Source organism: Streptomyces sp. NPDC047014 (genome assembly GCF_040644195.1).
Taxonomy (GTDB): Bacteria; Actinomycetota; Actinomycetes; order Streptomycetales; family Streptomycetaceae; genus Streptomyces.
Map to the genome: position 1 here is coordinate 1 of NZ_JBEYVX010000086.1, position 25,274 is coordinate 25,274.

The following is a 25,274-nucleotide window of genomic DNA, read 5'->3' on the forward strand; positions in this document are numbered from 1 at the left end:
TATCGTCTCTCCGTGGCGGGCCGGTCCCTCAAGGGCGCTCCTACGTCGCGTCGCTGCGCGATGGCCTGCGGCCACCCTTGACCGACCGTCCCGCCACGGAAACCCGAAAGACTGCCGGGAAACCCCCGAAGGAACGGGCCGGAGGGACCAGAAACCCTCGGGGCGGCCCGACCGTCCGGGCGAAGCCCAGGACGCGACTGATCGCTACGCGCTGCCGACGGTTCAGCGTCTGCCGGTCGTCCTGGGCCGGACATAAGCCGCCACCAATCGCTACGCGCTTCTCCGAGACGGCGGCTGCGAGTCGCCCTGGGCTGGACATAGGCCGCCACTAATCGCTACGTGCTTCTCCGAGACGGCGGCTGCGAGTCGCCCTGGGCTGGGCATAAGCCGCGACTCGTCGCTACGTGCTCCTGCCGGACGGCGGCAGCGGGCAGCTTGGGGTTGGACATAGGCCGCAAGCGATCTCTACGCGCTTCTCCGAGACGGCGGGTGCACACCAGGGCTGAGTTCGGAGGGGCGGAGGTCTTGCGCTTCCAGGTCCGGCAGTGGGGGTGCATCCGGCGGGGGGAGTCGGTCGGAAGAGGGAGTCAGTCGTCGGGGGTTGCGCGCAGGGTGCGCAGGAAGCGTTCCCAGCCGACCAAGGCGCGGTCCAGGAGGTCCGAGTCCGGTTCGCCCCAGATCTCCACTCCGACCGGAGCGTCTTGGGTGTCGACGGGCTCGCGGTACTGGTGCATGGGCGCCACCTCTCTAGAGATCCGTCAGTACAGCGAATGTGGCGGCCCTTCGTCAACAGATCTCTAGAGATGTCCCCTGGATTCCACCCGAACGAGGTGCATGAGTTGGCCACGCTCTCGATCTAGGGTGTCTAGAGAGGAGAGGGGGTCTTCATGAGTGGCCAGCAGCCGAAGTACCAGCGGATCGCTGGCGAGCTGAGGAAAGCGATCACATCGGGCGAATACGGTCCGGGCGATCGGCTGCCCGGTGAGAACGACCTCATGGCCACGTACAACGTCGCGCGCATGACCGCGCGCCAGGCACTCGGCGTGCTCCAGTACGAAGGTCTCGCCCAAGCCCGCAAGGGCGCCGGCGTCTTCGTCCGTACCTTCCAACCCCTGCTCAGACGCGGAATCGAGCGGCTGGCGCAGGAGCAGTGGGGATCGGGACGCTCGATCTGGTCGGTCGAATCGGAGGACCGCGAACTCGTCGTCGATCAGATCGACGTCCACGAAGTGGCGGCCAGCGACCCCGTCGCCAACGCCCTCGGGGTCACGCCCGGCACCCAGGTCTGGGCCCGCAGCCGACGTTTCGTACTCGACGGCAAGCCGGTGCTCTTCGCGGCGTCCTACCTGCCGGCGGACATCGTCGCCGATTCCCCCATCACCCGGACCGACACCGGCCCGGGTGGTACGTATGCCCGCCTGGCCGACCTGGGGCACGGCCCCGTCCACTTTCGCGAGGAGATCCGCTCGCGCATGCCCTCGGCCGACGAAACCGACCGCCTCGCACTCGCCACGGGCACACCCGTGCTCCAGATCGTCCGCACGGCCTTCGCGGAGAACGGCCGCGCGGTCGAGGTCAACGAAATGACCCTGGACTCCGCCTCATACGTCCTGGAATACGACTTCGACGCCTGACCGCCCCCGCAGGTACCGCCCACCCGAACTCAGTCCGTGTCTGCCCCCACGCGCCGCACCCGCCGTCTCGGAGAAGCGAGTAGAGATCGCTTGCGGCCTATGTCCAGCCCCCAACAGCCCGCTGTCGCCGTCCGGCAGGAGCGCGTAGCGATTGGTGGCGGCTTATGTCCAGCCACGGGAGTTCGCAGTCGCCGTCCGGCAGGAGCGCGTAGCGATTAGTGGCGGCCTATGTCCAGCCCAGGGCGACTCGCAGTCGCCGTCTTGGAGAAGCGCGTAGCGATCAGTCGCGCCCCGGGCTTCGCCCGGACAGATGGGCCGCCCCGACTCTGGAACGGATCCTCCGGCCCGTTCCTTCGGGGGTTTCCCGGCAGTCTTTCGGATTTCCGTGGCGGGGCGGTCGGTCAAGGGTGGCCGTAGGCCATCGCGTAGCGACGCGACGTAGGAGCGCCCTTGAGGGACCGGCCCGCCACGGAGAGACGATAGGACTGACGGGAAACCCCCGAACGTCACTCTGATGCCGCCCGCGCGGCTCCCGCCCACCGAAGCCCCCCACCCCTCAAAACGCCGGCCGCTCCAGGTCCAGCCGTGCCCGGCCCCCCACCGGCGACGACGGTTCGGCGAAGCGGCGTTGGGGGATGCGGCCCGCGCGGTGGGCCTGGCGGCCCGCCGTGACCGCGTCGCGCATGGCCGAGGCCATCAGGGCCGGGTCCTGGGCGCGGGTCACCGCCGAGGCCAGCATCACCGCCGCGCAGCCCAGTTCCATCGCGAGGGCCGCGTCCGAGGCCGTGCCCGCGCCCGCGTCCAGGATCACCGGGACCCCCGCCCGCTCCGCGATCAGCTCGAAGTTGTGCGGGTTGCGGATGCCCATGCCCGAGCCGATGGGGGAGCCGAGCGGCATGATCGCCGCGCAGCCCACGTCCTCCAGTTTGCGCGCCAGCACCGGGTCGTCGTTGGTGTACGGGAGCACCGTGAAGCCCTCGTCCACCAGGATCTCGGCGGCGTCCAGCAGCTCCACTCCGTCGGGCAGGAGGGTGCGTTCGTCCGCGACCACCTCCAGCTTGATCCAGTCCGTGCCCAGCGCCTCCCGCGCGAGCCGCGCCGTGAGCACGGCCTCGCCCGCCGTGTAGCAGCCGGCCGTGTTCGGCAGGACGGAGATGCCGAGCTTGGTGAGCACGGACAGGACGGATCCGCGCACCGTCGGGTCCAGGCGGCGCATGGCCACGGTGGTGAGTTCGGTGCCGGACGCGACCAGGGCGCGTTCGAGTACGTCGAGGCTCGGCGCTCCGCCGGTGCCCATGATCAGGCGGGAGGTGAAGGTCCGGCCGCCGAGGGTGAACAGGTCGTCCGCCATGCCGCTCAGCCCCCCTGCACCGCGGTCAGGATCTCCACCCGGTCGCCGTCGTCCACGACGGTGGCCGGCCACTGCCCGCGCGGGACCACGGTCTCGTTGAGGGCCGCCGCCACCCCGGAGGGGGCGGCGGTCAGGGTGGCGACCACCGTGTCGAGGGTGGTGCCGGCCGCGACCTCGCGCGGCTCGCCGTTGACGGAGATGGTCATGCGTACGACTCCTGGTGTGCGGCGGAGAAGCGGAGCGGGGTGAAGGGGTGCGCGATCTCCGGGAGTTCGCCGGTGGCCAGCAGCCCGGCCATCACCTCGCCGGTGAGCGGGGTCAGCAGCACCCCGTTGCGGTAGTGCCCGGTGGCCAGGTGCAGGCCCGGCAGCTCGGTCGGCCCCAGCAGCGGGGCGTTGTCGGGGGAGCCGGGGCGCAGACCGGCCCGGGTCTCGGTGAGCGGGAGTTCGGTGATGCCGGGGACCAGCTCGTGGGCGTCGCGCAGGAGTTCGTAGACCCCGCCCGCGGTGACGGTGGTGTCCCAGCCCAGTTCCTCGCTGGTGGCCCCGATGACGAGCTCGCCGTTCTCGCGCGGTACGAGGTACACGTGGCTGCCCCGGACGACGGCCCGCACGGTCCGCGACAGGAACGGGGCGTACGCGGCGGGCACCGCCAGCCGCAGCACCTGCCCCTTCACCGGCCGTACGGGCGGCAGCACCTCGGCGGGCAGCCCCGCGAGGCGGCCGCTGAGGGAGCCCGCGGCGAGGACCACCTGGTCGGCGCGGAGCTCCGTACCGTCGTCGAGGAGGGCGCCGCGGGCCCGGTCCCCGGCGGTGACCAGCTGTTCGGCGGCGGCCCGGTGCAGGGTGACCCCGGCCCGCTCGCAGGCGGCCAGCAGGGCGGCGGCGAGCCGGCGCGGGTCGACCTGGTGGTCGCCGTCGACGCGCAGGCCCCCGCGGACGCCCGGGGCGAGCATGGGCTCCAGGCGGCGGCATTCGCGGCCGGTGAGCCAGGTGGACTCCAGGCCGCAGCGCAGCTGGAGGGCGTGCAGTTCGCGCAGGTGGAGGCGGTCGTCGGCGTCGAGGGCGACGGCGAGGGTGCCGCAGGCGCGGTAGCCGATGTCGATGCCCCCGGAGGCTTCGGACAGCTCGGCGGCGAACCGCGGGTAGCGCTCGGCGGAGGCCAGTCCGAGGCCGAGGAGGGCTTCCTCGCCGTAGTGGAGTTCGGTGACGGGGGCGAGCATGCCGGCCGCGACCTGGGCGGCTCCGCCGCCGGGCGCCGGGTCGGCGAGTACGGTGGCCAGTCCGCGCCGGGCGGCCTGCCAGGCGGTGACCAGGCCGATGATCCCGCCGCCGATGACGAGCACGTCGGATCCCCGGCCGGATCCCTTCCGAGATGAGTGCATGGGCGTCCAGCCCCTCCCTTCGCCGGCATGACCCGGATCAGGTTCGTACGGTCGGAGGCCGGCCAGCCTCCCTCTCAGCCCGGTGCGCCGGACTCCCGCGATAGGTACGGTGGCCAGACTATCCCGGTGGTGGACGGCCGGTAAGGCGGCACCTGTTCCTGACGGAGCGTCAGCTAAGTAGGCTGGCGGCGTGAGCGAGCAGACGCAACAGAATCAGCCCGGCGTGGTGATCGTCGGCGCCGGAATGGCCGGGGTGCAGACCGCGGTCGCCCTGCGCGAACAGGGATTCGAAGGCCCCGTGACCCTGCTGGGGGCCGAACCCCACCAGCCCTACGACCGGCCCCCGCTGTCCAAGGCGGTGCTGCTCGGCAAGGCCGAGGACTCCGCCTTCGACGTGGACTTCGACGCCCTCGGCATCGGCCTGCGCCTCGGCACCGACGTCACCGGCCTGCGGCCCGCCGACCGCGTCCTGGACACCGCCGCGGGTCCCGTCCCGTACGAGGTCCTGGTGCTGGCGACCGGAGCGCAGCCCCTGACCCTGCCCGGCGCCGAGGGCGTGCCCGGCGTCCACCTGCTGCGCACCCTGGACGACGCGGCCCGGCTGCGCCCGGTCCTCGCCGCCGCCGCCCGGGTCGTGGTCGTCGGCGCGGGCTGGATCGGAGCCGAGTTCGCCACCGCCGCCCGCGAGGCGGGCTGCGCGGTGACCGTGGTCGAGGCCGCCGGGCAGGTGCTCGCGGGGGCGATGCCGGCCGAGGTGGCCGACGCGATGGCCGGCTGGTACGGGGCGGCCGGCGCCGAGCTGGTCACCGGCGCGCGGGTGGCCGCCGTCGAGGAGGGCCGGGTCCTCCTCGCGGACGGCCGCGCCCTGCCCGCCGACGCCGTCGTCGTGGGCATCGGCGCGCGGCCCGCCACCGACTGGCTGGCCGGCTCCGGGGTGCAGCTCGGGCCGGACGGCTCGGTCACCGCCGACGCCTGGCTGCGTACCTCCCTGCCCGGGGTGTACGCGGTCGGGGACTGCGCCTCCTTCCCCTCCGCCCGCTACGGCGCCCGGCTGCTCGTGCACCACTGGGACAACGCCCTCCAGGGCCCGCGGGCCGTCGCGGCGAACATCCTGGCGGGGGAGCCGGCCGCCGCCTACGACCCGGTGCCCTACTTCTGGTCGGAGCAGTTCGGCCGCTTCGTGCAGTACGCCGGCCACCACGCCGGGGCCGACACCCTGATCCGGCGCGGCGACCCGGCGCAGGACGCCTGGTCGGTGTGCTGGCTCAAGGACGGCGCCCTGGTGGCCGTCCTCGCCGTGGGCCGGCCCCGGGACCTGGCGCAGGGCCGCAGGCTCATCGAGACGGCCCGCCCGCTGGACCCGGCCAGGGCGGCCGACCCGGCCGTCCCGCTGAAATCCGCCCTCGCCTGACCCCGTACGACCGGCCCGTCCCGGGCCTCCCGCCACGGACGGGCCGCCCGGGTACCGGCTGTCGGCGGGAGGTGGCAGGCTTGGCCTGTGACCGAGATTGACGTAAAGATCGATTCCCTCGTCCCCGACTGGCTGTACCTCCCCGACATCGCGGAGATGCTGGACATCGAGGTGACGCGGGTCCGCCAGATGGTCAAGGAGGGCCAGCTCATCGCCGTCCGCCGGGGCGAGAACCGCGCCCTGCAGGTGCCCGCCCCCTTCATCGACGGCGACAAGGTGGTCAAGGGGCTCGTCGGTCTGCTGACCGTCCTGCGCGACGACGGCTTCTCCGACGAGGAGATGCTGGAGTGGCTGTTCACCCCGGACCCGACCCTGCCGGGCACCCCCGCCCAGGCGCTGAGCGAGAATCGCGGCACGGAGGTGAAGCGCCGCGCCCAGGCGCTCGCCCTCTGACGCGCTACGCATCCGCTCCACACGGCGGTGCGCGGGCCCTCGCCGGCCCGCGCACCGCCGTCCACCACGGGGGGTACCTTCCATGCAGCTGTCCGACGCCCGGCTCTACCTGTGCACGGACGCCCGCAAGCGGCAGGGCGACCTCCCCGCGTTCCTCGACGCCGTCCTCGCGGGCGGCGTCGACATCGTCCAGCTCCGCGACAAGGGCATGGAGGCGGGCGAGGAACTGGAACACCTCCAGGTCTTCGCCGAGGCCGCCCGCCGCCACGGCAAGCTGCTCGCCGTGAACGACCGGGCCGACGTCGCGCACGCCATCGGCTCCGACGTCCTGCACCTCGGCCAGGGCGACATCCCCGTCCCCGCCGCCCGCGCGATCCTCGGCGGACAGGTGCTGATCGGCCGCTCCTGCCACGCCGAGTCCGAGGTGGCCGCGGCCGCCGCCGAGCCCGGCGTGGACTACTTCTGCACCGGCCCCTGCTGGCCCACCCCCACCAAGCCCGGACGGCACGCCCCCGGCCTGGACCTCGTCCGGTACGCGGCCTCCCTGGAGCAGGACCGCCCCTGGTTCGCCATCGGCGGCATCGACCGCACCAATCTGGACGAGGTGCTGGACGCGGGCGCCAACCGGATCGTGGTCGTCCGCGCCCTCACCGAGGCGGCCGACCCCGGCGCCGCCGCCGCGGAACTGGCCGGGCGGGTCCGGGCCCGGCTCGGCTGACCGCCCCCGGGCGCCCGGCAGGTGTCCAAAAAGCTGTCCAAAAGGCGGACACGGCTTCGGCGGGCGCCCGCCCGCGTCTAACCTGCCCCCATGGCCCTTGGCACCGCTTCCACCTGGTCGGACCGCGCACACACGGTCCGCGACCTCCTCGCGTCCGGGCGCTCGTACTCCTTCGAGTTCTGGGCCCCCAAGACCGAGAAGGGCGAGCGCAACCTCTGGAACGCGCTGCGCCGGATCGAAGCGGTCTCCCCGAGCTTCGTCTCCGTCACCTACGGAGCCGGCGGCTCCACCCGCGGCGGCACGGTCAAGGCCACCCAGGAGATCGCCGCCGACACCACCCTCACCCCCGTCGCGCACCTCACCGCCGTGGACCAGTCGATCGCCGAGCTGCGCCACGTCATCGGCCAGTTCGCCGACGCGGGCATCCGCAACATGCTGGCCCTGCGCGGGGACCCGCCGGGCGACCCCATGGGCGACTGGGTGCCGCACCCGGAGGGCGTGCACTACGCCGCCGACCTCGTCCGGCTGCTCAAGGAGTCCGGCGACTTCTGCGTCGGCGTCGCCGCCTTCCCCGAGATGCACCCCCGGTCCGCCGACTGGGATACGGACATCCGGCACTTCGTGGACAAGTGCCGTGCGGGCGCGGACTATGCGATCACCCAAATGTTCTTCGATCCCGAGACCTATCTGCGGCTGCGCGACAGCGTCGCCAAGGCCGGCTGCGAGACCCCGATCATCCCCGAGGTCATGCCTGTTGTGGGGATCAAGCAGCTCGACCGGCTGCCCCAACTCAGCACCGCGCTCTTCCCCGCGGACGTGAAAGAGCGCATGCTCGCCGTCAAGGACGACCCGGCCGCTGTACGCTCCATTGGAATCGAGTTCGCCACGGAGTTCTGCGCGCGGCTGCTGTCCGAGGGTGTCCCGGGGCTGCACTTCATCACGCTGAACAACTCCACGGCGACTCTCGAGATCTACGAGAACCTGGGCCTGCACCAGCGGGCCTGACCGGCCGTACCCGTGTGACGGCCGCTTGAGAGGGGCCTTGCATGGGAATGACGGTCCTCTACATCGCGTTCGGCATCGTCGCGCTGTGGCTGCTAGCCGAGGTCCTGATGCAGTACAAGGCCCGGCTGCGCTGGCGCCTGCTCGCCTTCGGCGGCTTCCTCGGCGTGGTCGCCGGGGTGATCCTGCCCTCCGTGCCCGTCATCGGCGCGGGCGCGGCCGCCTTCGCCGCGGGCCAGATCCTGGTCACGCTGTCCTTCCGCAAGGGCTTCGTCGCCGGCTGGGCGCTGCGCCGCGGCGGCGAGCCCGTACGGCAGCAGCCCAAGCGCCGCCGCGCCGGGGCCGCCCCGAAGACGGAACCGGCGCTCCAGGTCACCGCGCTCTCCTACGACGACGCCGAAGCGGCCGCGGAGGAGCGGGAGTTCCGCTCGCCCGCCCCGCCCGCCGAGGTGTACAGCCCGGAGCCGGTGCCCGAGGACACCGGGTCCTACGGGATACAGAGTCTCGGCCCCGCCCCGGACCCCGCGCAGACCGCCGCCTTCGCCTCGCCGTTCACCACGGCCGAGCAGGACGCCCACCAGTACGCGGCCTACTACGACCAGCAGAACCAGGGCGGTTACGACTACACCGCCGGCTACCCGGCGGGCGACCAGCCGCAGGTCTACGCCGCCTACTCGGACCCGTACATCGGCACCGGCGGCGCCGTCGCCCCGCCCCCGCCGTACGACTACGCCCCGTACGCCGACTACGGCCAGCAGTACTCCACGGACACCCCGCCCGGCGGGGTCTGGGTCCCCCACCAGCGCTCCACGGAGGGCGGCGGCCAGCCCTACCCGCAGGAGGGCAACGCCGAGCCGCAGCAGTACCCGTACCCCCAGCAGGGCGGCTACGAGCAGTACCGCTACTGACCCGAGCGGGCCCGGCCCCGCGCGCTCACTGCGAGCCGCGGAAGCCGGCCCCCTCCACGATCAGCCCGGACACCAGCGCCCCCGTCATCCCCGCGTGCGCGAGCCCGCCGCCGGGGTGCGCCCAGCCGCCCGCCAGGAACAGGCCGGGCAGGGCCGCGGTGTTCGCCGGATACAGCAGCCGGCCCCCGGCGCCCGCGAGGGCGGGCGGGGGCACCGCGCCGCCCGGGGCGCCCGTGGCCGCCTCGACATCGGACGGGGTGCGCACCTCCTGCCACAACAGCCTCTCCCGCAAGCCTTCTACGGCCTTCTCCGCGAGGCTCAGCAGCTCCCCGGGCTCCGAGGTCCCCGGGCCGTGCACGGCGCTCACGGTGACCGCCTCATGGCCCTCGTCGGGCCGCGTGGCCGGATCGTCGGGCCGCAGCACGGTGACCGCGGCCCCGGCGGAGTGCACGAGGGTGCGGTGGACCGCCCCGGCGGGCCGCCCGCCGCGCAGCGCGAGCAGCAGCGTGATCCGGCCCGGTACGTCGGCCCCGCGCGCGGGAACGGCCCCCGCCGGGCCCGGCCGTGAGGCGGCCGGCAGCAGGCGCGGGTCGACCCCGCAGACCACCTGGTCCGCCTCCCGCTCGGAGCCGTCGGCCAGCAGTACTCCGGCCGCCCGGCCCTCCCGGACCAGCACATCGCGGACCCCGGCCCCGAAGACGAAGTCGACCTTCCGCTCCCGGCAGCGCTCGTACACGGCCGTGGCCAGCGCCCGCATCCCGCCGAGCGCGTACCAGCTGCCGAAGGTCTGCTCCATGTAGGGGAGCACCGCGGCCGAGCCGGGCGCGGTCGCGGGGTCGAGCCCGTAGCCGCGCACCAGGCCGGTGAGCAGTTCGGCGAGAGGGCCGCCCAGCTCCCGGTCGGCCACCTCGGCGAGGGTCGGCGTACGGCGGCGCAGCAGGCCGGAGCGGCGCAGCGCCGGATACGGGTCCGCGCCGAGGGCCTGCCGGGCGCCCTCGCGCAGCGGTTCTTCGAGCAGCGGGCGGCGGGTGGCGTCCCAGGCGTCCCGGGCGCGGCCGAGCACGGCGTTCCAGCGGTCGCCGGAGCCCGGCCCGAAGGCGGTGTCGAGGGCGGCGGCCACCCCGCCGTGCGAGGCGCCGGGCAGGGTGGCGTCGATGCCGTGCCGGGGCAGGACGTGGCGGACGGCGGGATTCGCCTGGGCCAGCTCGACGCAGTCCTCCAGGGGGCGCTTGCCGGTCTTGACGAACAGGTCGCGGTAGACGGCGGGCAGGTGCAGCAGCCCGGGGCCGGTGTCGAAGCCGAAGCCGTCGCGCGCGTACCGGCCGACGGAGCCGCCGTGGGTCGCGGAGCGTTCGTACACCGTCACCCGGTGTCCCGCCACGGCCAGCCGGGCCGCCGTCGCCATCGCGCCCATGCCGGCGCCGATCACCGCAATTCGTGCCATGTGGCCGAGCCTATGGCTTGGTACGGAACCCGGAGGTCAGGGGGGTGGTCAGCGGGGCGGGCCGCCGGTCGCGGCGCGGGCGCCGGAGGCGAGCCGCTTCTCCTCGCGGCGCTGGGCGCGGCGGCGCAGGAAGCGGCGGATCCGGCTCCAGAGGAAGACCACTATGGCGATCCCCAGGGCCAGCAGCACGGCCGCGATGATCGCGGCGGGCACCGGATAGAAGATCGCGAAGGTGACCAGTCCGGCGACGCCCAGGTCCTCCGCGATGCTCATCGCCACATTGGTGAAGGGCTCGGGGGAGCTGTTGATCGCCATCCTGGTGCCGGCCTTGACGAAATGGCTGGCCAGGGCGGTGGAGCCGCCGAGGGCGGCGGCGCTGAGGTCGGAGAGCGAGCCGCTCTGGCCCGCCAGCAGCGCGCCGATGACGGCGCCGGCCAGCGGGCGGATCACGGTGTGGACGGCGTCCCATATCGAGTCGACGTACGGCACCTTGTCCGCGACGGCCTCGCAGAGGAAGAGGACCGCCGCGACGATCAGCACGTCCGGGCGCTGCAAGGACTCGGGCACGTCGTCGGTGAGGCCGGTCGCGCCGAAGAGGCCGAGCAGCAGGACCACGGCGTAGGCGTTGATCCCACTGGCCCAGCCGCTGGTGAAGACCAGGGGGAGCACACTCATTGGATCATCATGCCGTACGCGGGCGGCGGCACAGGCGCCACGGAGCGGCGAAGGGACGGCCGCACACCGGCGGCCGTCCCCTCACTCACGCGTTCCGGGGCGGTTACTGCCCCTGCTCGTCACGGCGGCGCTGCCACCGGTCCTCGATACGGTTCATCATCGACCGACGCTGCCGGTTGTGGCCGCGGGCCGAACCACCGGTACTGCCGGAGACGGGCTGCTCGCCAGGCTTGGGGGCTTTGCGCCAACCGGTGACCACCAGGACCGTGCATCCCAGCATGACGAGGAATCCCACCACGCTGATCCAGAGCACGTTCGGAATGATCACACCGGTCATGAGGAGCGCGATACCCACCACAATGCCTGCGACTGCCTGGTAGACCCGTCGCCGGGTGTACGTACGCAGTCCGCTTCCCTCAAGCGCTGTCGCGAACTTGGGATCTTCGGCGTACAGCGCTCGCTCCATCTGCTCGAGCATTCGCTGCTCGTGCTCCGAGAGCGGCACGGGAGTCCTCCTCATCCGTCGGTCGCGGGGGGAGCGACCAGGGGTCCCCTTCAGGATAGGCGGGGAATCGCCCCCGTGACACCCGCCCTCTGCGCCGGTTCCAAAATGGTTGAGCGCAGAAACACACAGCTGGTTGAGCCACTGCGAAAACCGTACCGCCGCGGGAGCGGTCACTGAGGCCGTTATTCCCCAATGGCCCGTTCACCATGCCGGTCACTGACCCCGATCATACGGGGCCGGAGGCCGGTGCGGAGGGTTCGCGGAAGACCGGGTGCCCGGAAGAGCGCAGATCAGGCGGGCTTCTCGCCCAGGACGTGCAGCTGCGTGGCCACCGCGTGGAAGGCGGGCAGCTCGGCGGCGGCCTCCTCCAGACGCAGCAGCGCCTCCACCGCGCCGGGCTCGGTGTCGACCAGGACACCGGGCACGAGGTCCGCGAAGATCCGTACGCCGTGCACCGCGCCGACCTCCAGGCCGGCGCCGCCGACCAGCTCGGACAGCTGCTCGGCGGTGAAGCGGCGCGGCACCGGGTCGCCCGATCCCCAGCGGCCGGCCGGGTCGGCGAGGGCCGTACGGGCCTCCGTGAAGTGGCCGGCGAGGGCGCGGGCGAGCACCGCGCCGCCGAGGCCCGCGGCCAGCAGGCTCAGCGTGCCGCCGGGGCGCAGCGCCGCCACCGCGTTGGCCACGCCCTCCGCCGGGTCGTCCACGTACTCCAGCACGCCGTGGCAGAGCACCACGTCGTAGGCGTCGCGCTCGACCACGTCCAGCAGGCCCTGGGCGTCGCCCTGGACCCCGCGGACCAGGTCCGCGACCCCGGCCTCGGCCACGCGGCGCTCCAGCCCGAACAGGGCGTTCGGGCTGGGGTCCACCACGGTGACCCGGTGGCCCAGGTGGGCCACCGGCACGGCGAACTTGCCGGTGCCGCCGCCGGTGTCGAGCACGTCCAGCACCTCGCGGCCGGCCGCCTTCGCCCGGCGGTCGAGCGCCTCCTTGAGGACCTCCCACACCACGGCGGTGCGGAGGGAGGCACGGGGGCGGGAAGTGTCCGACACGGCTGATGGCTCCTCGGCGCGGTAAGGATGGGCGGTCAGTGCCCCACCCTATTGCCTTCCGCTGCCGGGCAGGTCATCCCGCGTCCGGACGCTCCGGGCGGGGCCGCGGCAGGGTTTCCTGCGGCATCGCGGCGGCCAGCATCCGCTCCACCAGGCGCAGGAACATCGAGGCCGCGCGCACCAGGTCGTCCGCGTCCCGGTCGCTGGCCGCGTCCGGTATGCCCGCCTCGGCCCGGGCCCGGCGGGCGGCCCCGGAGGCGAACAGAGCGCTCCACTCGGCCAGCTCGGGAGCCAGCTCCGGCAGCACCTCCCAAGCGCTGCGGATCCGCGGGCGCCGCCGGGGGTTGGCGGCCTCGGGCTGCACCCGCGCGGCGAGCACGGCGGCCGCGGTGCGCAGGGCGGCGAGGTGGGCGGTGGCATACCGCTCGTTGGGCCGGGACAGCCGGGCGGCCTCGGCCAGGCCGCTGCGGGCCTTGGCGAGCAGGTCCAGGGCGGCCGGCGGTGCCGCCGACTTGCGCAGGACGGGGTGGACAGGGGACGGGGACGGTGTGGCCATGACGAACCTCCTGTCGATGCGTTGCTCCCATGGTGACGGGCGCCACTGACAAAGCCGCTGAGCTGCGGCTTTCCGGTCGTATACCCATCAACTGCCCCCTCCTGCACACCTGGTGCGCGAACAGGTGGTAGTTTTTGAACTGACCGGTCAGTTCAAAAAGAAGGGGGATGGCGTGGACAGCCCGCACGGCGCGTCCGTCAAGGCCGAGGACTTCGGGGTCAAGGGCCCGCGCGGCTGGGCCTTCCGGGGGGTCGGACTCGACGCGGCGCCCGGCTCGCTCATCGCGATCGAAGGCCCCTCCGGCAGCGGCCGTACCTGTTTGCTCCTGGCCCTCACCGGCCGGATGAAACCCACCGAGGGCCGTGCGGAGATCGGCCGGCACCGGCTGCCGAAGAAGATGGCCGCCGTCCGCCGGATCGCCGCCCTCGGCCATGTCCCCGGCGTGAACGACCTCGACCAGGCCCTCACCGTCGCCGAGCAGCTGCGCGAGGGCGTGCTGCTCCAGCGCCGCTACGACGCCCCCGTACGCGCCCTGTTGCGGCCGCGGGCGGAGCGGCGCGCGGGGGCGAAGGCCCGGATCGCGTCGGCCCTGGAGGCCGCGGGGCTCGACCTCGCGACGCTGCCGAAGGGCGAGCGGACGTCCGTACGGGACCTGGAACGCCTGGAAGCGGTACGGCTGTCGGTCGCCATCGCGCTGCTCGGGTCGCCGCGGCTGCTGGCCCTGGACGACCTCGACCTCAAGCTCTCGGACACCGAGCGGGACGAGGCGTGGGCGCTGCTGCGGAAGGTGGCCGCCGGCGGGACGACGGTGCTGGCGGTGTGCAGCGAGGCTCCCGCCGACGCGGTGGTCCTCCGGACGGGCCCGCAGACCCCGCCCCCGCGGGCGGCGTCCACCCCCGAGGGGAAGATCACCTGGGGCGCGGCCGGCCCCAAGTCCCCGGCGGACAAGCCGAGTCCGGCCAAGGCCGACGCCAAGGCCAAGGCGAAGGCCAAGGCCGACGCCGAGACCAAGGCCGACACGAAGGCCAAGGCCGATGCCAAGGCCAAGGCCGACACGAAGGACAAGGGCCCCTCCGGGGCCGATGAGCCGGCCGACGCGAAGGCCAAGGCCGACGCCAAGCCCGACGCCAAGGCCGAGGCCAAGACCGAGGCTGACCCCAAGGTCGGGGCCGAGCCACCGGCGGGTGTCGCGGCCGGGGGCGATGTGAAGGCCGGTAAGGCGGCCGGGGCGGCGGGTGCTGCTCGTGGGGACAACGGGAACGACGATGTGAAGGGGGCGGACGATGCGATCGCCGAAGCTGGCCGCGCTTGAGTTGAAGCGGTTCGGGCGGGGCAAGCTGCCGCGGGCGGCCCTCGTCGCGCTGCTCCTGCTGCCACTGCTCTACGGAGCCCTGTACCTCTGGTCCTTCTGGGACCCCTACAGCCGTCTCGACCGGGTGCCCGTCGCCCTCGTCAACGACGACCGCGGCGCGACCGTGGACGGCAAGCGCGTGGCCGCCGGTGACGAGATCACCAAGAAGCTCCGCGACAGCAAGACCTTCGACTGGCGGGAGGTCGGCGCCAAGGAGGCGGCCAAGGGGCTGGAGGACGGTAAGTACTACCTGACCCTCACCATGCCGGCCGACTTCAGCGAGAAGATCGCCTCCAGCTCCGGCGACGACCCCACCACGGGCGCCCTCCAGGTCCGCACCAACGACGCGAACAACTACATCGTCGGCTCCATCTCGCGCAGCGTCTTCGCCGAGGTCCGCACCGCGGCGTCCACCAACGCCTCCCGCGGCTTCCTCGACAAGATCTTCGTCAACTTCTCCGACCTGCACGACAAGACCGCCGAGGCCGCCGACGGCGCCGACAAGCTCAAGGACGGCGCGGGCAAGGCCCAGGAGGGCGCGAAGCAGCTCGCGGACGGCCTCGACACGGCCAAGGAGAAGACCGGCGAGCTCAACGGCGGCCTCAAGAAGCTCAACGCGGGCGCCGCCAAGCTGGAGACCGGCTCCAAGGACGTCGCCGACGGCACCCAGGCCCTCGCGGACAAGGTCAACGGCGCTGCCGACAAGGCCCGTCCCTTCGTCAAGGACCCCAAGAACCTCGCGGACACCGCCAAGCTCGTCGCGGACAGCGCGAAGGTGGTCAACAACCACCTCGACAAGTTCGCCGAGAAGGCCCCCGCCGCCGCCGAGGCCGCCAAGCGCGCCTCCGCGGGCGCCGACGCCTACTACACCAAGCACTGCGTGACACCGGGCGGCGAACCGCACCTGGCCTCCTGCCCCGACCTCAAGCGGGTCAAGGACGACATGGCCGAGGCCGCCCTCCTCAGCGGGGACGTCAACACCCTGCTCAAGAACGGCAACGGCGACATCACCAAGCTGCGCAGCCAGCTCACCGACCTGGAGAACAAGGCCCGCGAGCTCTCCGACAAGGCCCCGCACCTCGCGAGCGACCTCGACGCGGCCGTCGCCAAGGTCAACGCCCTCAACTCCGGCGCCCACAAGGTCGCCACCGGCATGGCCGAGCTGCACACCGGCCTCAACACCGCCACCAACGGCTCCGGCGCCCTCACCGCGGGCGTCGGCAAGCTCGGCGACGGCGCCCGCACCCTCGACAGCGGCATGTACAAGCTCGTCGACGGCACCGGCGAACTCGCCGGCGGCCTCCACGAGGGCGCGGGCAAGATCCCGGACTACGACCAGCAGCAGCGCGACACCCGCACCGAGGTCATGGCCGACCCGATCCGGCTCGCCAACCAGGCCCTGCACAAGGCGCCCAACTACGGCACCGGCTTCGCGCCCTACTTCATCCCGCTGTCCCTCTGGGTCGGCGCGATGGTCGCCTACATGCTCATCGCCCCGATGAACAAGCGGGCCCTGGCCGCCGGCGCCTCCCCCTGGCGGGTCGCCCTCGCGGGCTGGCTGCCCGTCGCGGGTCTGGGCGCCGCGCAGGTGGGCCTGCTGATGGCGGTCCTGCACTGGGCGCCGGGCCTCGGCCTCAAGATGGCCCACCCGGGCCTGACCGTCGCCTTCCTGATGCTCGTCACCGGCTGCTTCGCCGCGATCGTGCAGTGGCTGAACGCCAAGTTCGGCGCGGCCGGCCGCATCCTGGTGCTGGCCGTGCTGATGCTCCAGCTGACCTCGGCGGGCGGTACGTACCCCGTACAGACCAGTCCGGACTTCTTCAACGCCGTCCACCCGTACCTGCCGATGTCGTACATCGTGGAGAGCCTGCGCCGCCTCATCACCGGCGGCGACCTCACCCCGGTCTGGCAGGGCTGCGCGGTCCTGACCGCCTTCACCGTGGGCGCCCTCGCCCTCACCGCGCTGGCCGCCCGCGGCAAGCAGGTGTGGACCATGGACCGGCTGCACCCCGAACTGAGCCTGTAGGGATGTGTTGACCTGTGACAATCAGCGCCATGGAAAGCAGCAGCACCGGCACGGGCACCGGCGGCGCACGCCGCCGGGCCACCCGGCAGAAGCTCTACGAGGCGGCCGTCACCCTCATCGCGGAGAAGGGCTTCTCCGCGACCACGGTCGATGAGATCGCGGAACGGGCGGGGGTCGCGAAGGGCACCGTCTACTACAACTTCGCCAGCAAGAACGAGCTCTTCGAGGAGCTGCTGAGGCACGGCGTCGGGCTGCTGACGGCGTCCCTGCGGGCGGCGGCGGAGGAGACGGAGGCGCGTGGCGGCAGCCGGGTCGAGGCGCTGGACGGGATGATCCGGGCCGGCCTGGTCTTCATCGACCGCTACCCGGCCTTCACCCAGCTGTACGTGGCCGAGCTCTGGCGGACCAACCGCACCTGGCAGTCCACCCTGATGGTGGTCCGGCAGGAGGCGGTGGCCGTGGTGGAGAACGTGCTGCGGGAGGGGGTGGAGCGGGGGGAGCTGAGTGCGGAGATCGATGTGCAGCTGACCGCCGCGGCGCTGGTGGGGATGGTGCTCGTGGCCGCGCTGGACTGGCAGTCCTTCCAGCGGGAGCGGTCGCTGGACGACGTGCACTCGGCGCTGTCGCTGCTGCTGCGGGGGAGGGTCAGCGGGAACCGCTGAGGCGGGCGGGGTTCTGGCCGCCCCGCGTAGCGCGTCCGCGCCACACCCCCCAGTCGGCGGTGTGGCGCGGGCGCGTCGGGCCGTACAACTGGTGGGGGCTTCGCGCTGCCGCTGAGTATCCGTACTCGTACTCAGGTACGGAGATGAGTACGCGCGCGGATGGGCTCCCACCTGGGCGGACGCCAGACTGGGAGCAACGGACGGGAGGCCCGGTCCGCACCGCCGGCACGGGGCTGCGGAGCGGATCGGTGCCTTCTGGCTGGGCCGGTGGGGGAGTGTGGGACCGGCCGTACGGGGACGGGGGCGGGGCGGGAACGCGGCGGGGCTCGGGGGGATCGGGCCTCGCCGCGTTTTCGCGTCCGCGGGTTTGGCGGATCGGGTGTGCGGGTGCGGCGCCGCTGCCGGGGCGCTGCCCCGGCCCCCGCGCCTCAATCGCCGGCGGGGCTTGACTGGGGCTCCGCCCCTTGCCCCCGCGCCTCAAACGCCGGCGGGGCTGGAGGGTGCGGCCGGATTGTCAGGTGCGGGTTCGGGTCGGGAGGTGGGTGCGGAGGGTTGTGAGGTGGGTGTGGAGGGTGGTTGTTGCGTGGGTGCGGTGGGCGGTGAAGGACCACGCCAGGCGGGTGGCTGAGCGGGGGAGGAGGAGGGCGCGGAGTTTTCTGGGGCGGGGGGCTTCCGACAGGAGGGCCTTGCGGGCTGTGAGGACGTCCTGGGACAGGGTGGGGTGGGTGGGGAGCGCGGTCGGGGGCGCGTACAGGGTTTGTTCCAGGGCGGTGGTGACGCGGTGGACCGCTTCCGCGGGTTCCCGGTCCAGGTGGCCCAGGGTGATGATGCGCTGGGCCGCGCCGCGCGGGGACAGGGAGTCGTCCGGGGGGATGCCCAGGTCCCAGGCGGTGTCGCCCAGTTCGCGCCAGGCCGCCAGGACCTCGCCGCCCGCCAGGCGGCGGGCGCGCAGCCTGCTCCGCCACAGCAGCGGCAGCAGCGGCAGGGCCAGCACCGCGAGGACGAGCGCCGCCCAGCCGAGGACCGTCGTCAGCGACGGCCCGTCGTCCACGGCCGCGGCCTGCGCCGGGGTGGTCGTACCGCACTCGCCGAGCTTCTTGAGGGACGGCGGGCACTCGGGGGTGGTGGACGGGCCCGCCGAGGGCTGGGCCGCGGCGCTCTGCGTGGGCAGCGGGGCCGGCGCGGAGGGCTGGTTCACGGGGGCCTGGGCCCGGGAGTAGTCCGGGATGTTGATGCCGGAGCGAGGCGTCGGCTCGAAGCGGGTCCAGCCCACGCCCTCGAAGTACAGCTCGGGCCAGGCGTGCGCGTCCCGCATGGACACGTTCACCAGGCCGGAGGACTGCTTCTCACCGGGCGTGAAGCCCACCGCGACCCGCGCCGGGATGCCCAGCGAACGGGACATCGCCGCCATCGAGAACGCGAAGTGGATGCAGAAGCCCTCCTTGTCCTGGAGGAAGCGCGTCACCGCGTCCGCGCCCGTGCCCGAGTTCGTCCGCGTGTCGTAGCGGAAGCCGCCGGAGACGGCGAAGAAGTCCTGGAGCTTCACCGCCCGCGTGTAGTCGTCCTTCGCGCCCTGCGTCACCCGGCGGGCGGTGTCCGCCACCACCGGCGGCAGGTTGTCGGGGAGCTTCGTGTACTCGCCGCGGATCGCCGGGTTGGGCAGGGGGGCCTTCTGCAGCTGCTCGGCCGTCGGCTTGAGCTGGAGACTCGTCACCCGGTACTGCGCGCCCTGGACGCTCTGGAAGCGGTCCCGGCTCAGCTGGTCGCCCACCAGGGTCCGGCCGGCCGGCTCGAAGCGCCACTTCCCGCCGATCTCCACGGACGTCGCCGGATACGGCATGGGCAGGTAGCGCTGGGTGTAGGTGTCCGCGGCGGACAGGGTGGTGGTGACCTCGGCGGCGGTGCCGCGGACGGTGTCCCCGAGGCCCGGCGGGGTCGGCCACTGCTTCGGTACGTCGGACAGGGCCCGGCCGGACGCCTCCCACTTCACGCCGTTGAAGTTGTCCAGCGCGAGGATCCGCAGGTACTGCTCGGGCTGCTGGGGGTTGTTGGTGCGGTAGCTCAGCACCACGCGGTTGTCCTGCGCGTTCAGGTTGCTCTGGAGGGAGACCAGCGGGTTGACCGCCGAGATCGTGCCGCCCGGACGCCCGGCCTCGCCGTCGTCCTTCCGGCCGCCGAGCAGCCCGTCGCCGAGGGCGGGCAGGGCCGCCGGGACCACCAGGGCCACGCCGAGGGCCAGCACGCCGATCCGCCGGCCGAAGCGCACCGGTGCGGTCGCCTGGCCGCCGCCGCTGCTGATGCCCGAGTCGGCCGCGCCGCGCCCGCGTGGGGCCGCGCCGAAGACCCGGCCCCACTGGGCGAGCCGGTCCCGGCCCTCGGCCAGCAGCAGCATCAGGTAGCCGCAGCCCGCCAGCAGGAAGGAGATCCAGGAGGCGTCGCCGCCGCCCGAGAGGCCCGCGGCCACCGAGTACAGCGCGAGCAGCGGCAGTCCGGCCGCGGCGGCCGTGCGCGCGGCCACCGCCAGGATGTCCACGAGCAGCCCGATGAGCAGCACCCCGCACACCAGCAGCAGCTGGATGCCGTCGGTGAGCGGCGCGGGTATCGCGTACTCGCCGACGTCGCGGGCGCCCTGCGCGAACAGCGCGCCGAAGTCCGTCACCAGGTAGGACAGCGGGCCGTCTCCGTCCGAGCCGCCCTTGCCGGCGTAGAGCAGGGCGAGCAGCAGCAGGGACACCAGCAGCTGCGCGGCCACGGTCAGCGTCCGGCCCACCGGCACCCGCCGGGCCCCCGCCCCGACCGCGCTCTGCACGATCAGCAGCAGCCCCGCCTGGAGCAGCCACGCCTGCGACTCCACCAGCGGGGTCAGGGACCACGCGGTGAGCAGCGTCGCCAGCGCCGCGAACAGTGTCAGTTTGGCCCGCCCGCTCATTCCCGGCCCCCGTTCGTTCCCGTACCGGCCCGTGCGGTTCCGGCCTGTCGCCACAGCTCGGCGTAGGCGGACCCGGGCGGGACGGCCAGTGCCGTCCATCCGGCGTCGCGCAGCCTGCGCAGCCGCTCCTCCAGAGGTGGGACGTCGTGTCCCGCCGCCGGGGTTCCGCCCCACTCCCGCGTGTCCAGGACGAAGGCCACCGCGCCCGAGGCGCGCTGGCGCATCTTGGCGGCCAGTTCGGTCTGTACGTCGTCCAGGTCGCCGAAGAAGGCGATGAGGAGCCCGTCGCCGCCGCCTTCGCCGAAGCCCGCGCCGCCGCGCACCGCGTCGTAGGCGCGGGAGAGCCCGGCCCCGTCGGAGTGCCCGATCACGGCGAGGGTGTCCATCATCAGCCCGGCGGCCTCGGCGGACTCCTGCCCGCCGGCGGAGAAGCCTCCGGCGCCCTCGCCGGGCACCGAGCTGCCGGCGTCGGTGAGCAGCCGCGCGGAGAAGCCCTGCTCCAGGACGTGCACGAGGCTGGAGGCGGCCGCGGAGACGGCCCATTCGAAGGCCGAGTCGGGGCCGGCGCCGTCGAAAGCGAGGCGGCGGGTGTCGAGGAGCACGGTGGCCCGGCTGCGCTGGGGCTGCTCCTCGCGGCGGACCATCAGCTCGCCGTAGCGTGCGGTGGAGCGCCAGTGCACGCGGCGCAGGTCGTCGCCGCGCCGGTAGCTGCGGGGGATCACGTCGTCGTCGCCGGCCAGGGCCAGTGAGCGGCGGCTGCCGTCGCCGTAGCCGTTGGACTCGCCGGCCAGCCGCAGCGGCGGCAGGGGCTCGGTGCGGGGGATCACGGTGAGGGTGTCGTAGGAGCTGAACGAGCGGGTCAGCTCGACCAGGCCGAAGGGGTCGGTCAGCCGCAGCTGGAGCGGGCCCAGCGGATAGCGGCCGCGCAGGTCGGAGCGGACCCGGTAGGACACCTCGCGGCGCCCGCCGGGCTCGACCCGGTCCAGGACGAACCGCGGCCGCGGCCCGAGTACGTAGGGCACGCGGTCCTGGAGCATCAGCAGGCCGGTGGGCAGCCGCGAGACGTTGTCCATGCGCAGCTGTACGCGGGCCTCGGCGCCCGCGGGCACCCGCCCGGGGCTCAGCCGGCGGCTGCCGGAGACCCGGTAGCGGGTGCGGTGCAGGGCGTAGACGCAGATCAGCGGGAGCACGGCCAGCAGCATGCCGACGCGCAGCAGGGCGCCCTGGCCGAGGACGTACGCGCAAGCCGAGGCGGCGATACCGGCGGCCACGAAGGAGCGGCCGCGGGTGGTCAGCCCGGACAGGGAGGCGCGCAGCCCGCCGCCTTCGCCCGGGCCGCCGGCGCCGCGAGGGGCACCGGCACTCATCAGAAGCTCCGGGCGCCCGCGCCGGGCGGCATCTCGCCGCGGGTGTGCGCGGCGGGGACGGGTGTGCGCTGGAGGATGTCGGCGACGACCTGTTCGGCGGTGCGCCGGTTCAGCTGCGCCTGCGCGGTGGGCAGCAGCCGGTGCGCGAGGACCGGGGCGGCCAGGGTCTGCACGTCGTCGGGCAGGACGTAGTCCCGGCCGTCGAGGGCGGCGGACGCCTTCACGGCGCGCAGCAGGTGCAGGGTGGCGCGGGGGGAGGCGCCGAGCCGCAGGTCGGGGTGGGTGCGGGTGGCGGAGACCAGGTCGACGACGTAGCGGCGGACCGGTTCGGCCACGTACACGTCACGGACCGCCTCTATGAGCTTGACGATCTCGTGGGCGTGCGCGACGGCCGTCAGGTCGTCGAGGGGGCTGATCCCGCCGTGCACGTCGAGCATCTGGAGCTCGGCGTCGGGGCTGGGGTAGCCGACGGAGACGCGGGCCATGAACCGGTCGCGCTGGGCCTCGGGCAGCGGGTAGGTGCCCTCCATCTCGACCGGGTTCTGGGTGGCGACGACCATGAAGGGGCTGGGCAGGGCGTAGGTCGTGCCGTCGATGGTGACCTGGCGTTCCTCCATCGACTCCAGCAGCGCCGACTGGGTCTTCGGTGAAGCCCGGTTGATCTCGTCGCCGATGACGATCTGCGCGAAGATCGCGCCGGGCTTGAACTCGAACTCGCGGCGCTGCTGGTCGTAGATGCTGACGCCCGTGATGTCGGAGGGCAGCAGGTCCGGGGTGAACTGGATGCGCTGGACCGAGCAGTCGATGGACTTCGCCAGGGTCTTGGCGAGCATCGTCTTGCCGACGCCGGGGACGTCCTCGATGAGCAGGTGCCCCTCGGCGAGGAGCACGGTCAGCGCGAGGCGGACGACCTCGGGCTTGCCCTCGATCACGCTCTCGACCGACCGGCGCACCCGTTCCACCGTGCTGGTCAGATCCGCGAGGCTCGCTCGGTCGTCATACGTCGTCACCTGGTACTCCTCGGCCCATTTCCAGGGCCGACGCCCTTGGCGCAACACCGGCCCACCCCGAATCACGGGACACCGGTCCCGGGTCCGTCCGGGTGGTGCCTCCCCGCATTCTTGACGGCGTCACGGCCTTGTGTCACTCAAGAGCCGGGATCGATCTCCCGCAGGAGCCCGGTGTGCACGTCGAAGACGAAGCCTCGCACATCGTCCTTGTGCGGCAGGAACGGGTTGGTGCGGACCCGCTGCATGGACTGGCGGACGTCCTGGTCGACGTCGCGGAACGCCTCGACGGCCCAGGAGGGGCGCTGGCCGACCTCGTCCTCCAGGTCGTGGCGGAAGTCCTCGGTCAGGCTTTCGAGGCCGCAGCCGGTGTGGTGGATGAGTATCACCGTACGGGTGCCCAGCGCGCGCTGGCTGATGGTGAGGGAGCGGATGGTGTCGTCGGTGACCACACCGCCCGCGTTGCGGATGGTGTGGCAGTCGCCCAGCTCCAGGCCGAGGGCCTTGTGGAGGTCGAGGCGGGCGTCCATGCAGGCCACGACGGCGACGTGCAGGACGGGGCGGGCGTCCATACCGGGGTCGGTGAACTTCTCGGCGTAGTGCCGGTTGGCCTCGACGAGGCGGTCGGTGACGGATCCGCGCGGGGATGCCTCGGGCGCGGACTCTGCGGGGAGGGAAGCGGAAGTCGTCATGGGTACGACGTTAGTGGTCACCGGCGGCCGCGGCCCTGCGTGAGGTGGGACAAAGAACGTCAACGAGCCTTGTTGTGAGCTAACCCACAGGGGTGCGAGTGAGGGGGCCGATCAGGTGATTCGCGGCTTTTACGGCTTCGGTCCGAGCGCCGCGCACGCCGCGCGGGGCGGTTCGTTGACCGCGGCGACCGTTGCACTAAAGTGACGCGAACCGGCCGGAGCCCGGCCCTGACCGGCCGTCCGGCCCCCGATGAACACTCCGCGTGCGCGGCGCGTACGTACGGCCCGGCCCTCTTCCGCCCACCGGCCCGGAGGACCGGCGGCGCGTACGCCCGCCCCCGCCGTTATCTGAGAGGGCGCTTTGACTAGCGAGTCCCGACACGTCCCGGTGATGCTCCAGCGGTGCCTGGACCTGTTGGCCCCGGCGCTGGAAAGGCCCGGGGCCGTCGTCGTCGACTGCACCCTCGGCCTCGGCGGCCACAGCGAGGCCCTGCTGACCCGCTTCCCCGAGGCCCGCCTGATCGGCCTCGACCGCGACAAGGAGGCCCTGCGGCTCGCCGGGGAACGGCTCGCCCCCTTCGGCGACCGGGCCACCCTCGTCCACGCGATCTACGCCGACCTCGCCGAGGTCCTCGACGGGCTGCGGCTCCCCGCCGTCCAGGGCATCCTCTTCGACCTGGGCGTCTCCTCGATGCAGCTGGACGAGGCCGACCGCGGGTTCGCGTACGCCCAGGACGCCCCGCTCGACATGCGCATGGACCAGACGACCGGCATCAGCGCCGCCGAGGTCCTCAACACCTACGCCCCGGGCGAGCTCGTCCGCATCCTGCGTCAGTACGGCGAGGAGAAGCAGGCCAAGCGGATCGTCTCCGCGGTCGTCCGCGAGCGCGAGAAGGAGCCGTTCAGCAACAGCGCCCGGCTCGTCGAGCTGATCCGCGACGCGCTGCCGCAGGCCGCCAAGCGGACCGGCGGCAACCCGGCCAAGCGCACCTTCCAGGCCCTGCGCATCGAGGTCAACAGCGAGCTGTCCGGCCTGGAGCGGGCCATCCCCGCCGCCGTGGACCGGATCGCGGTCGGCGGGCGCATCGCGGTGCTCTCGTACCACTCGCTGGAGGACCGCCTGGTCAAGCAGGTCTTCGCGGAGGGCGCCACCTCCACCGCCCCGCCCGGCCTGCCGGTGGTGCCCGAGAAGTACCAGCCGAAGCTGAAACTGCTCACCCGGGGCGCGGAGCTGCCCACCGAGGAGGAGATCGCCGAGAACCGGCGCGCCGCCCCGGCCAGGTTCCGGGGGGTCGAACGCATCCGGGAGGCGCGGCTGTGACCAGGGCCGGGAAGGTCGCCACGCTCACCCGCGGGCAGGCCGCCCGCCTCGGCCGGGCCCTCGGCGCCCGGCCTGCCGGACCGCGCCCCGGCGGGCAGGCGGCGCGCATGCCGTTCGTGCTGCTGGTCGTGGCCCTGCTCGCGGGCGGCCTGATCAGCCTGCTGCTGCTGAACTCGGCCCTGAACGAGGGCTCCTTCCAGCTCAGCCGGCTGAAGAAGGAGACCACCGCCCTCACCGACGAGGAGCAGGCCCTCCAGCGCGACGTGGACGCCTACTCGGCCCCCGACGCCCTCCAGCGCCGCGCCCAGGAACTGGGCCTGGTCCCGGGCGGCAGCCCCGTCTTCATCGGCCCCGACGGCAACGTCAGCGGCAGCGCCGCACCGGCCGAGGCCCCGGCCCCGCCCAGCCCCGCCGCGACCCCGGCCGCGCCCTCCGCCGGGACGCCCGCCGCCACCCCCACCGGCACCCCCGCCCCGGCCCCGCCCGCCGGGCAGGCCGGACCGGGACAGCCCCCGGCCAACGCCCCGGCCGCCTCCGCGGGGGCGGCCCCGGCCCCGACGGGACCGGCCGCCACGCCGCCGGCCCCGCCCGCACAGCAGCAGCCCACCCCCAACCCAGGCAGGTGACGTGGTGACCCCGATGGCAGGCGGTTTCGCGGTGCCCGGGGGCAGCCCCGCGGGGCCGCCCCCCACCCCGGCCCTCCCCGCGGCGGTGACCGCGTGAGCCCCGCCGGGGAGCCGCCGCGCAGGCGCGTCCCCGGACCGGCCCGGCCGAGGCCGACCTCACCGGCTTCGACCTCAGCGACGCCGACCTGCGCCGCGCCACCTTG

Annotated in this window: 24 protein-coding genes and 1 riboswitch; of the genes, 11 read left to right on the top strand and 13 right to left on the bottom strand. The window is 73.5% G+C overall.

What is annotated here, in order from left to right; genetic code table 11:
• Positions 1–587: 587 nt before the first annotated feature.
• On the bottom strand, positions 588–734 hold the full coding sequence (locus ABZ873_RS28745) for a hypothetical protein (RefSeq protein WP_360877847.1): 147 nt from the start codon (positions 732–734) through the stop codon (positions 588–590).
• A 153-nt stretch (positions 735–887) separates the two neighbouring features.
• Between ABZ873_RS28745 and ABZ873_RS28750 the strand changes: the two genes are divergently transcribed.
• Positions 888–1,634, top strand: coding sequence for a GntR family transcriptional regulator (locus tag ABZ873_RS28750; protein WP_360877850.1), 747 nt, complete (start codon positions 888–890; stop codon positions 1,632–1,634).
• A 556-nt stretch (positions 1,635–2,190) separates the two neighbouring features.
• On the opposite strand, the gene ABZ873_RS28755 is transcribed toward ABZ873_RS28750, so the two are convergent.
• The 3 genes from ABZ873_RS28755 to thiO form a co-directional block, all read right to left on the bottom strand.
• Positions 2,191–2,985, bottom strand: a complete 795-nt coding sequence (locus tag ABZ873_RS28755; RefSeq protein WP_360877853.1) for a thiazole synthase — start codon at positions 2,983–2,985, stop codon at positions 2,191–2,193.
• A gap of 5 nt (positions 2,986–2,990) precedes the next feature.
• A complete protein-coding gene (gene thiS / locus ABZ873_RS28760) occupies positions 2,991–3,191 on the bottom strand; it encodes a sulfur carrier protein ThiS (protein ID WP_360877856.1) in 201 nt (66 codons plus the stop codon).
• Complete coding sequence (thiO, locus tag ABZ873_RS28765) at positions 3,188–4,369, bottom strand: glycine oxidase ThiO (RefSeq protein WP_360877859.1); 1,182 nt, start codon at positions 4,367–4,369, stop codon at positions 3,188–3,190. The genes thiS and thiO overlap by 4 nt, the downstream gene beginning before the upstream one ends.
• Positions 4,367–4,478: riboswitch (TPP riboswitch) on the bottom strand. (Overlaps the previous gene by 3 nt.)
• A gap of 135 nt (positions 4,479–4,613) precedes the next feature.
• Here thiO and ABZ873_RS28770 point away from each other — a divergent pair.
• The 5 genes from ABZ873_RS28770 to ABZ873_RS28790 all read left to right on the top strand — a co-directional run bounded on the left by ABZ873_RS28770 (position 4,614) and on the right by ABZ873_RS28790 (position 8,861).
• Positions 4,614–5,780: an FAD-dependent oxidoreductase gene (locus ABZ873_RS28770; protein WP_360877910.1), complete on the top strand. Its 1,167-nt coding sequence runs from the start codon at positions 4,614–4,616 to the stop codon at positions 5,778–5,780.
• 87 nt (positions 5,781–5,867) lie between these two features.
• A complete protein-coding gene (locus ABZ873_RS28775) occupies positions 5,868–6,233 on the top strand; it encodes an Rv2175c family DNA-binding protein (protein ID WP_360877862.1) in 366 nt (121 codons plus the stop codon).
• 82 nt (positions 6,234–6,315) lie between these two features.
• Complete coding sequence (thiE, locus tag ABZ873_RS28780) at positions 6,316–6,951, top strand: thiamine phosphate synthase (protein ID WP_360877865.1); 636 nt, start codon at positions 6,316–6,318, stop codon at positions 6,949–6,951.
• A gap of 90 nt (positions 6,952–7,041) precedes the next feature.
• A complete protein-coding gene (gene metF / locus ABZ873_RS28785; protein WP_360877868.1) occupies positions 7,042–7,956 on the top strand; it encodes a methylenetetrahydrofolate reductase [NAD(P)H] in 915 nt (304 codons plus the stop codon).
• A 41-nt stretch (positions 7,957–7,997) separates the two neighbouring features.
• On the top strand, positions 7,998–8,861 hold the full coding sequence (locus ABZ873_RS28790) for a hypothetical protein (RefSeq protein ID WP_360877871.1): 864 nt from the start codon (positions 7,998–8,000) through the stop codon (positions 8,859–8,861).
• Positions 8,862–8,886: 25 nt separating this feature from the next.
• On the opposite strand, the gene ABZ873_RS28795 is transcribed toward ABZ873_RS28790, so the two are convergent.
• The 5 genes from ABZ873_RS28795 to ABZ873_RS28815 all read right to left on the bottom strand — a co-directional run bounded on the left by ABZ873_RS28795 (position 8,887) and on the right by ABZ873_RS28815 (position 13,090).
• The gene (locus tag ABZ873_RS28795) at positions 8,887–10,305 is read right to left on the bottom strand and encodes an NAD(P)/FAD-dependent oxidoreductase (RefSeq protein WP_360877873.1); all 1,419 of its coding nucleotides are present in this window, start codon (positions 10,303–10,305) and stop codon (positions 8,887–8,889) included.
• Positions 10,306–10,353: 48 nt separating this feature from the next.
• Positions 10,354–10,980, bottom strand: coding sequence for a DUF4126 domain-containing protein (locus ABZ873_RS28800; RefSeq protein ID WP_360877876.1), 627 nt, complete (start codon positions 10,978–10,980; stop codon positions 10,354–10,356).
• 103 nt (positions 10,981–11,083) lie between these two features.
• The gene (locus tag ABZ873_RS28805; protein WP_030663992.1) at positions 11,084–11,485 is read right to left on the bottom strand and encodes a DUF3040 domain-containing protein; all 402 of its coding nucleotides are present in this window, start codon (positions 11,483–11,485) and stop codon (positions 11,084–11,086) included.
• A gap of 290 nt (positions 11,486–11,775) precedes the next feature.
• Positions 11,776–12,534 carry a methyltransferase gene (locus ABZ873_RS28810; protein WP_360877879.1) on the bottom strand — a complete coding sequence of 253 codons (759 nt, stop codon included), beginning with the start codon at positions 12,532–12,534 and terminating at the stop codon, positions 11,776–11,778.
• A gap of 73 nt (positions 12,535–12,607) precedes the next feature.
• The gene (locus tag ABZ873_RS28815; RefSeq protein WP_360877882.1) at positions 12,608–13,090 is read right to left on the bottom strand and encodes an SAV_6107 family HEPN domain-containing protein; all 483 of its coding nucleotides are present in this window, start codon (positions 13,088–13,090) and stop codon (positions 12,608–12,610) included.
• Positions 13,091–13,262: 172 nt separating this feature from the next.
• On the opposite strand from ABZ873_RS28815, the gene ABZ873_RS28820 reads away from it, so the two are divergent.
• Genes ABZ873_RS28820 through ABZ873_RS28830 form a run of 3 tightly spaced genes read left to right on the top strand, consistent with a single transcriptional unit; the run spans position 13,263 to position 17,129 of the window.
• Positions 13,263–14,402: an ATP-binding cassette domain-containing protein gene (locus ABZ873_RS28820; protein WP_360877885.1), complete on the top strand. Its 1,140-nt coding sequence runs from the start codon at positions 13,263–13,265 to the stop codon at positions 14,400–14,402.
• Positions 14,374–16,467: a YhgE/Pip domain-containing protein gene (locus tag ABZ873_RS28825; RefSeq protein ID WP_360877888.1), complete on the top strand. Its 2,094-nt coding sequence runs from the start codon at positions 14,374–14,376 to the stop codon at positions 16,465–16,467. Before ABZ873_RS28820 ends, ABZ873_RS28825 begins: the two co-directional genes overlap by 29 nt.
• A 29-nt stretch (positions 16,468–16,496) precedes the next feature.
• On the top strand, positions 16,497–17,129 hold the full coding sequence (locus ABZ873_RS28830; protein WP_360877891.1) for a TetR/AcrR family transcriptional regulator: 633 nt from the start codon (positions 16,497–16,499) through the stop codon (positions 17,127–17,129).
• A gap of 514 nt (positions 17,130–17,643) precedes the next feature.
• Here ABZ873_RS28830 and ABZ873_RS28835 read toward each other — a convergent pair.
• The 4 genes from ABZ873_RS28835 to ABZ873_RS28850 form a co-directional block, all read right to left on the bottom strand.
• A complete protein-coding gene (locus ABZ873_RS28835) occupies positions 17,644–20,058 on the bottom strand; it encodes a DUF3488 and transglutaminase-like domain-containing protein (protein ID WP_360877894.1) in 2,415 nt (804 codons plus the stop codon).
• The gene (locus tag ABZ873_RS28840) at positions 20,055–21,425 is read right to left on the bottom strand and encodes a DUF58 domain-containing protein (protein ID WP_360877896.1); all 1,371 of its coding nucleotides are present in this window, start codon (positions 21,423–21,425) and stop codon (positions 20,055–20,057) included. Before ABZ873_RS28840 ends, ABZ873_RS28835 begins: the two co-directional genes overlap by 4 nt.
• Complete coding sequence (locus ABZ873_RS28845) at positions 21,425–22,435, bottom strand: MoxR family ATPase (RefSeq protein WP_360877899.1); 1,011 nt, start codon at positions 22,433–22,435, stop codon at positions 21,425–21,427. The genes ABZ873_RS28840 and ABZ873_RS28845 overlap by 1 nt, the downstream gene beginning before the upstream one ends.
• A gap of 137 nt (positions 22,436–22,572) precedes the next feature.
• Positions 22,573–23,124 (bottom strand): carbonic anhydrase, encoded by a 552-nt coding sequence (locus ABZ873_RS28850; RefSeq protein WP_360877902.1) that lies wholly within the window; start codon positions 23,122–23,124, stop codon positions 22,573–22,575.
• Positions 23,125–23,485: 361 nt separating this feature from the next.
• On the opposite strand from ABZ873_RS28850, the gene rsmH reads away from it, so the two are divergent.
• A complete protein-coding gene (gene rsmH / locus ABZ873_RS28855; RefSeq protein ID WP_360877905.1) occupies positions 23,486–24,445 on the top strand; it encodes a 16S rRNA (cytosine(1402)-N(4))-methyltransferase RsmH in 960 nt (319 codons plus the stop codon).
• Positions 24,442–25,071 carry a hypothetical protein gene (locus tag ABZ873_RS28860; RefSeq protein ID WP_360877908.1) on the top strand — a complete coding sequence of 210 codons (630 nt, stop codon included), beginning with the start codon at positions 24,442–24,444 and terminating at the stop codon, positions 25,069–25,071. The genes rsmH and ABZ873_RS28860 overlap by 4 nt, the downstream gene beginning before the upstream one ends.
• Positions 25,072–25,274 lie beyond the last annotated feature (203 nt).

What these genes read in the sequence shown, in the direction of transcription:
- ABZ873_RS28745 (WP_360877847.1), bottom strand. Translation starts at nt 734, where the DNA reads ATGCACCAGTACCGCGAGCCCGTCGACACCCAAGACGCTCCGGTCGGA.
- ABZ873_RS28750 (WP_360877850.1), top strand. Translation starts at nt 888, where the DNA reads ATGAGTGGCCAGCAGCCGAAGTACCAGCGGATCGCTGGCGAGCTGAGG.
- ABZ873_RS28755 (WP_360877853.1), bottom strand. Translation starts at nt 2,985, where the DNA reads ATGGCGGACGACCTGTTCACCCTCGGCGGCCGGACCTTCACCTCCCGC.
- thiS (WP_360877856.1), bottom strand. Translation starts at nt 3,191, where the DNA reads ATGACCATCTCCGTCAACGGCGAGCCGCGCGAGGTCGCGGCCGGCACC.
- thiO (WP_360877859.1), bottom strand. Translation starts at nt 4,369, where the DNA reads ATGCACTCATCTCGGAAGGGATCCGGCCGGGGATCCGACGTGCTCGTC.
- ABZ873_RS28770 (WP_360877910.1), top strand. Translation starts at nt 4,614, where the DNA reads ATGGCCGGGGTGCAGACCGCGGTCGCCCTGCGCGAACAGGGATTCGAA.
- thiE (WP_360877865.1), top strand. Translation starts at nt 6,316, where the DNA reads ATGCAGCTGTCCGACGCCCGGCTCTACCTGTGCACGGACGCCCGCAAG.
- metF (WP_360877868.1), top strand. Translation starts at nt 7,042, where the DNA reads ATGGCCCTTGGCACCGCTTCCACCTGGTCGGACCGCGCACACACGGTC.
- ABZ873_RS28790 (WP_360877871.1), top strand. Translation starts at nt 7,998, where the DNA reads ATGGGAATGACGGTCCTCTACATCGCGTTCGGCATCGTCGCGCTGTGG.
- ABZ873_RS28795 (WP_360877873.1), bottom strand. Translation starts at nt 10,305, where the DNA reads ATGGCACGAATTGCGGTGATCGGCGCCGGCATGGGCGCGATGGCGACG.
- ABZ873_RS28800 (WP_360877876.1), bottom strand. Translation starts at nt 10,980, where the DNA reads ATGAGTGTGCTCCCCCTGGTCTTCACCAGCGGCTGGGCCAGTGGGATC.
- ABZ873_RS28815 (WP_360877882.1), bottom strand. Translation starts at nt 13,090, where the DNA reads ATGGCCACACCGTCCCCGTCCCCTGTCCACCCCGTCCTGCGCAAGTCG.
- ABZ873_RS28825 (WP_360877888.1), top strand. Translation starts at nt 14,374, where the DNA reads ATGCGATCGCCGAAGCTGGCCGCGCTTGAGTTGAAGCGGTTCGGGCGG.
- ABZ873_RS28830 (WP_360877891.1), top strand. Translation starts at nt 16,497, where the DNA reads ATGGAAAGCAGCAGCACCGGCACGGGCACCGGCGGCGCACGCCGCCGG.
- ABZ873_RS28835 (WP_360877894.1), bottom strand. Translation starts at nt 20,058, where the DNA reads ATGAGCGGGCGGGCCAAACTGACACTGTTCGCGGCGCTGGCGACGCTG.
- ABZ873_RS28840 (WP_360877896.1), bottom strand. Translation starts at nt 21,425, where the DNA reads ATGAGTGCCGGTGCCCCTCGCGGCGCCGGCGGCCCGGGCGAAGGCGGC.
- ABZ873_RS28850 (WP_360877902.1), bottom strand. Translation starts at nt 23,124, where the DNA reads ATGACGACTTCCGCTTCCCTCCCCGCAGAGTCCGCGCCCGAGGCATCC.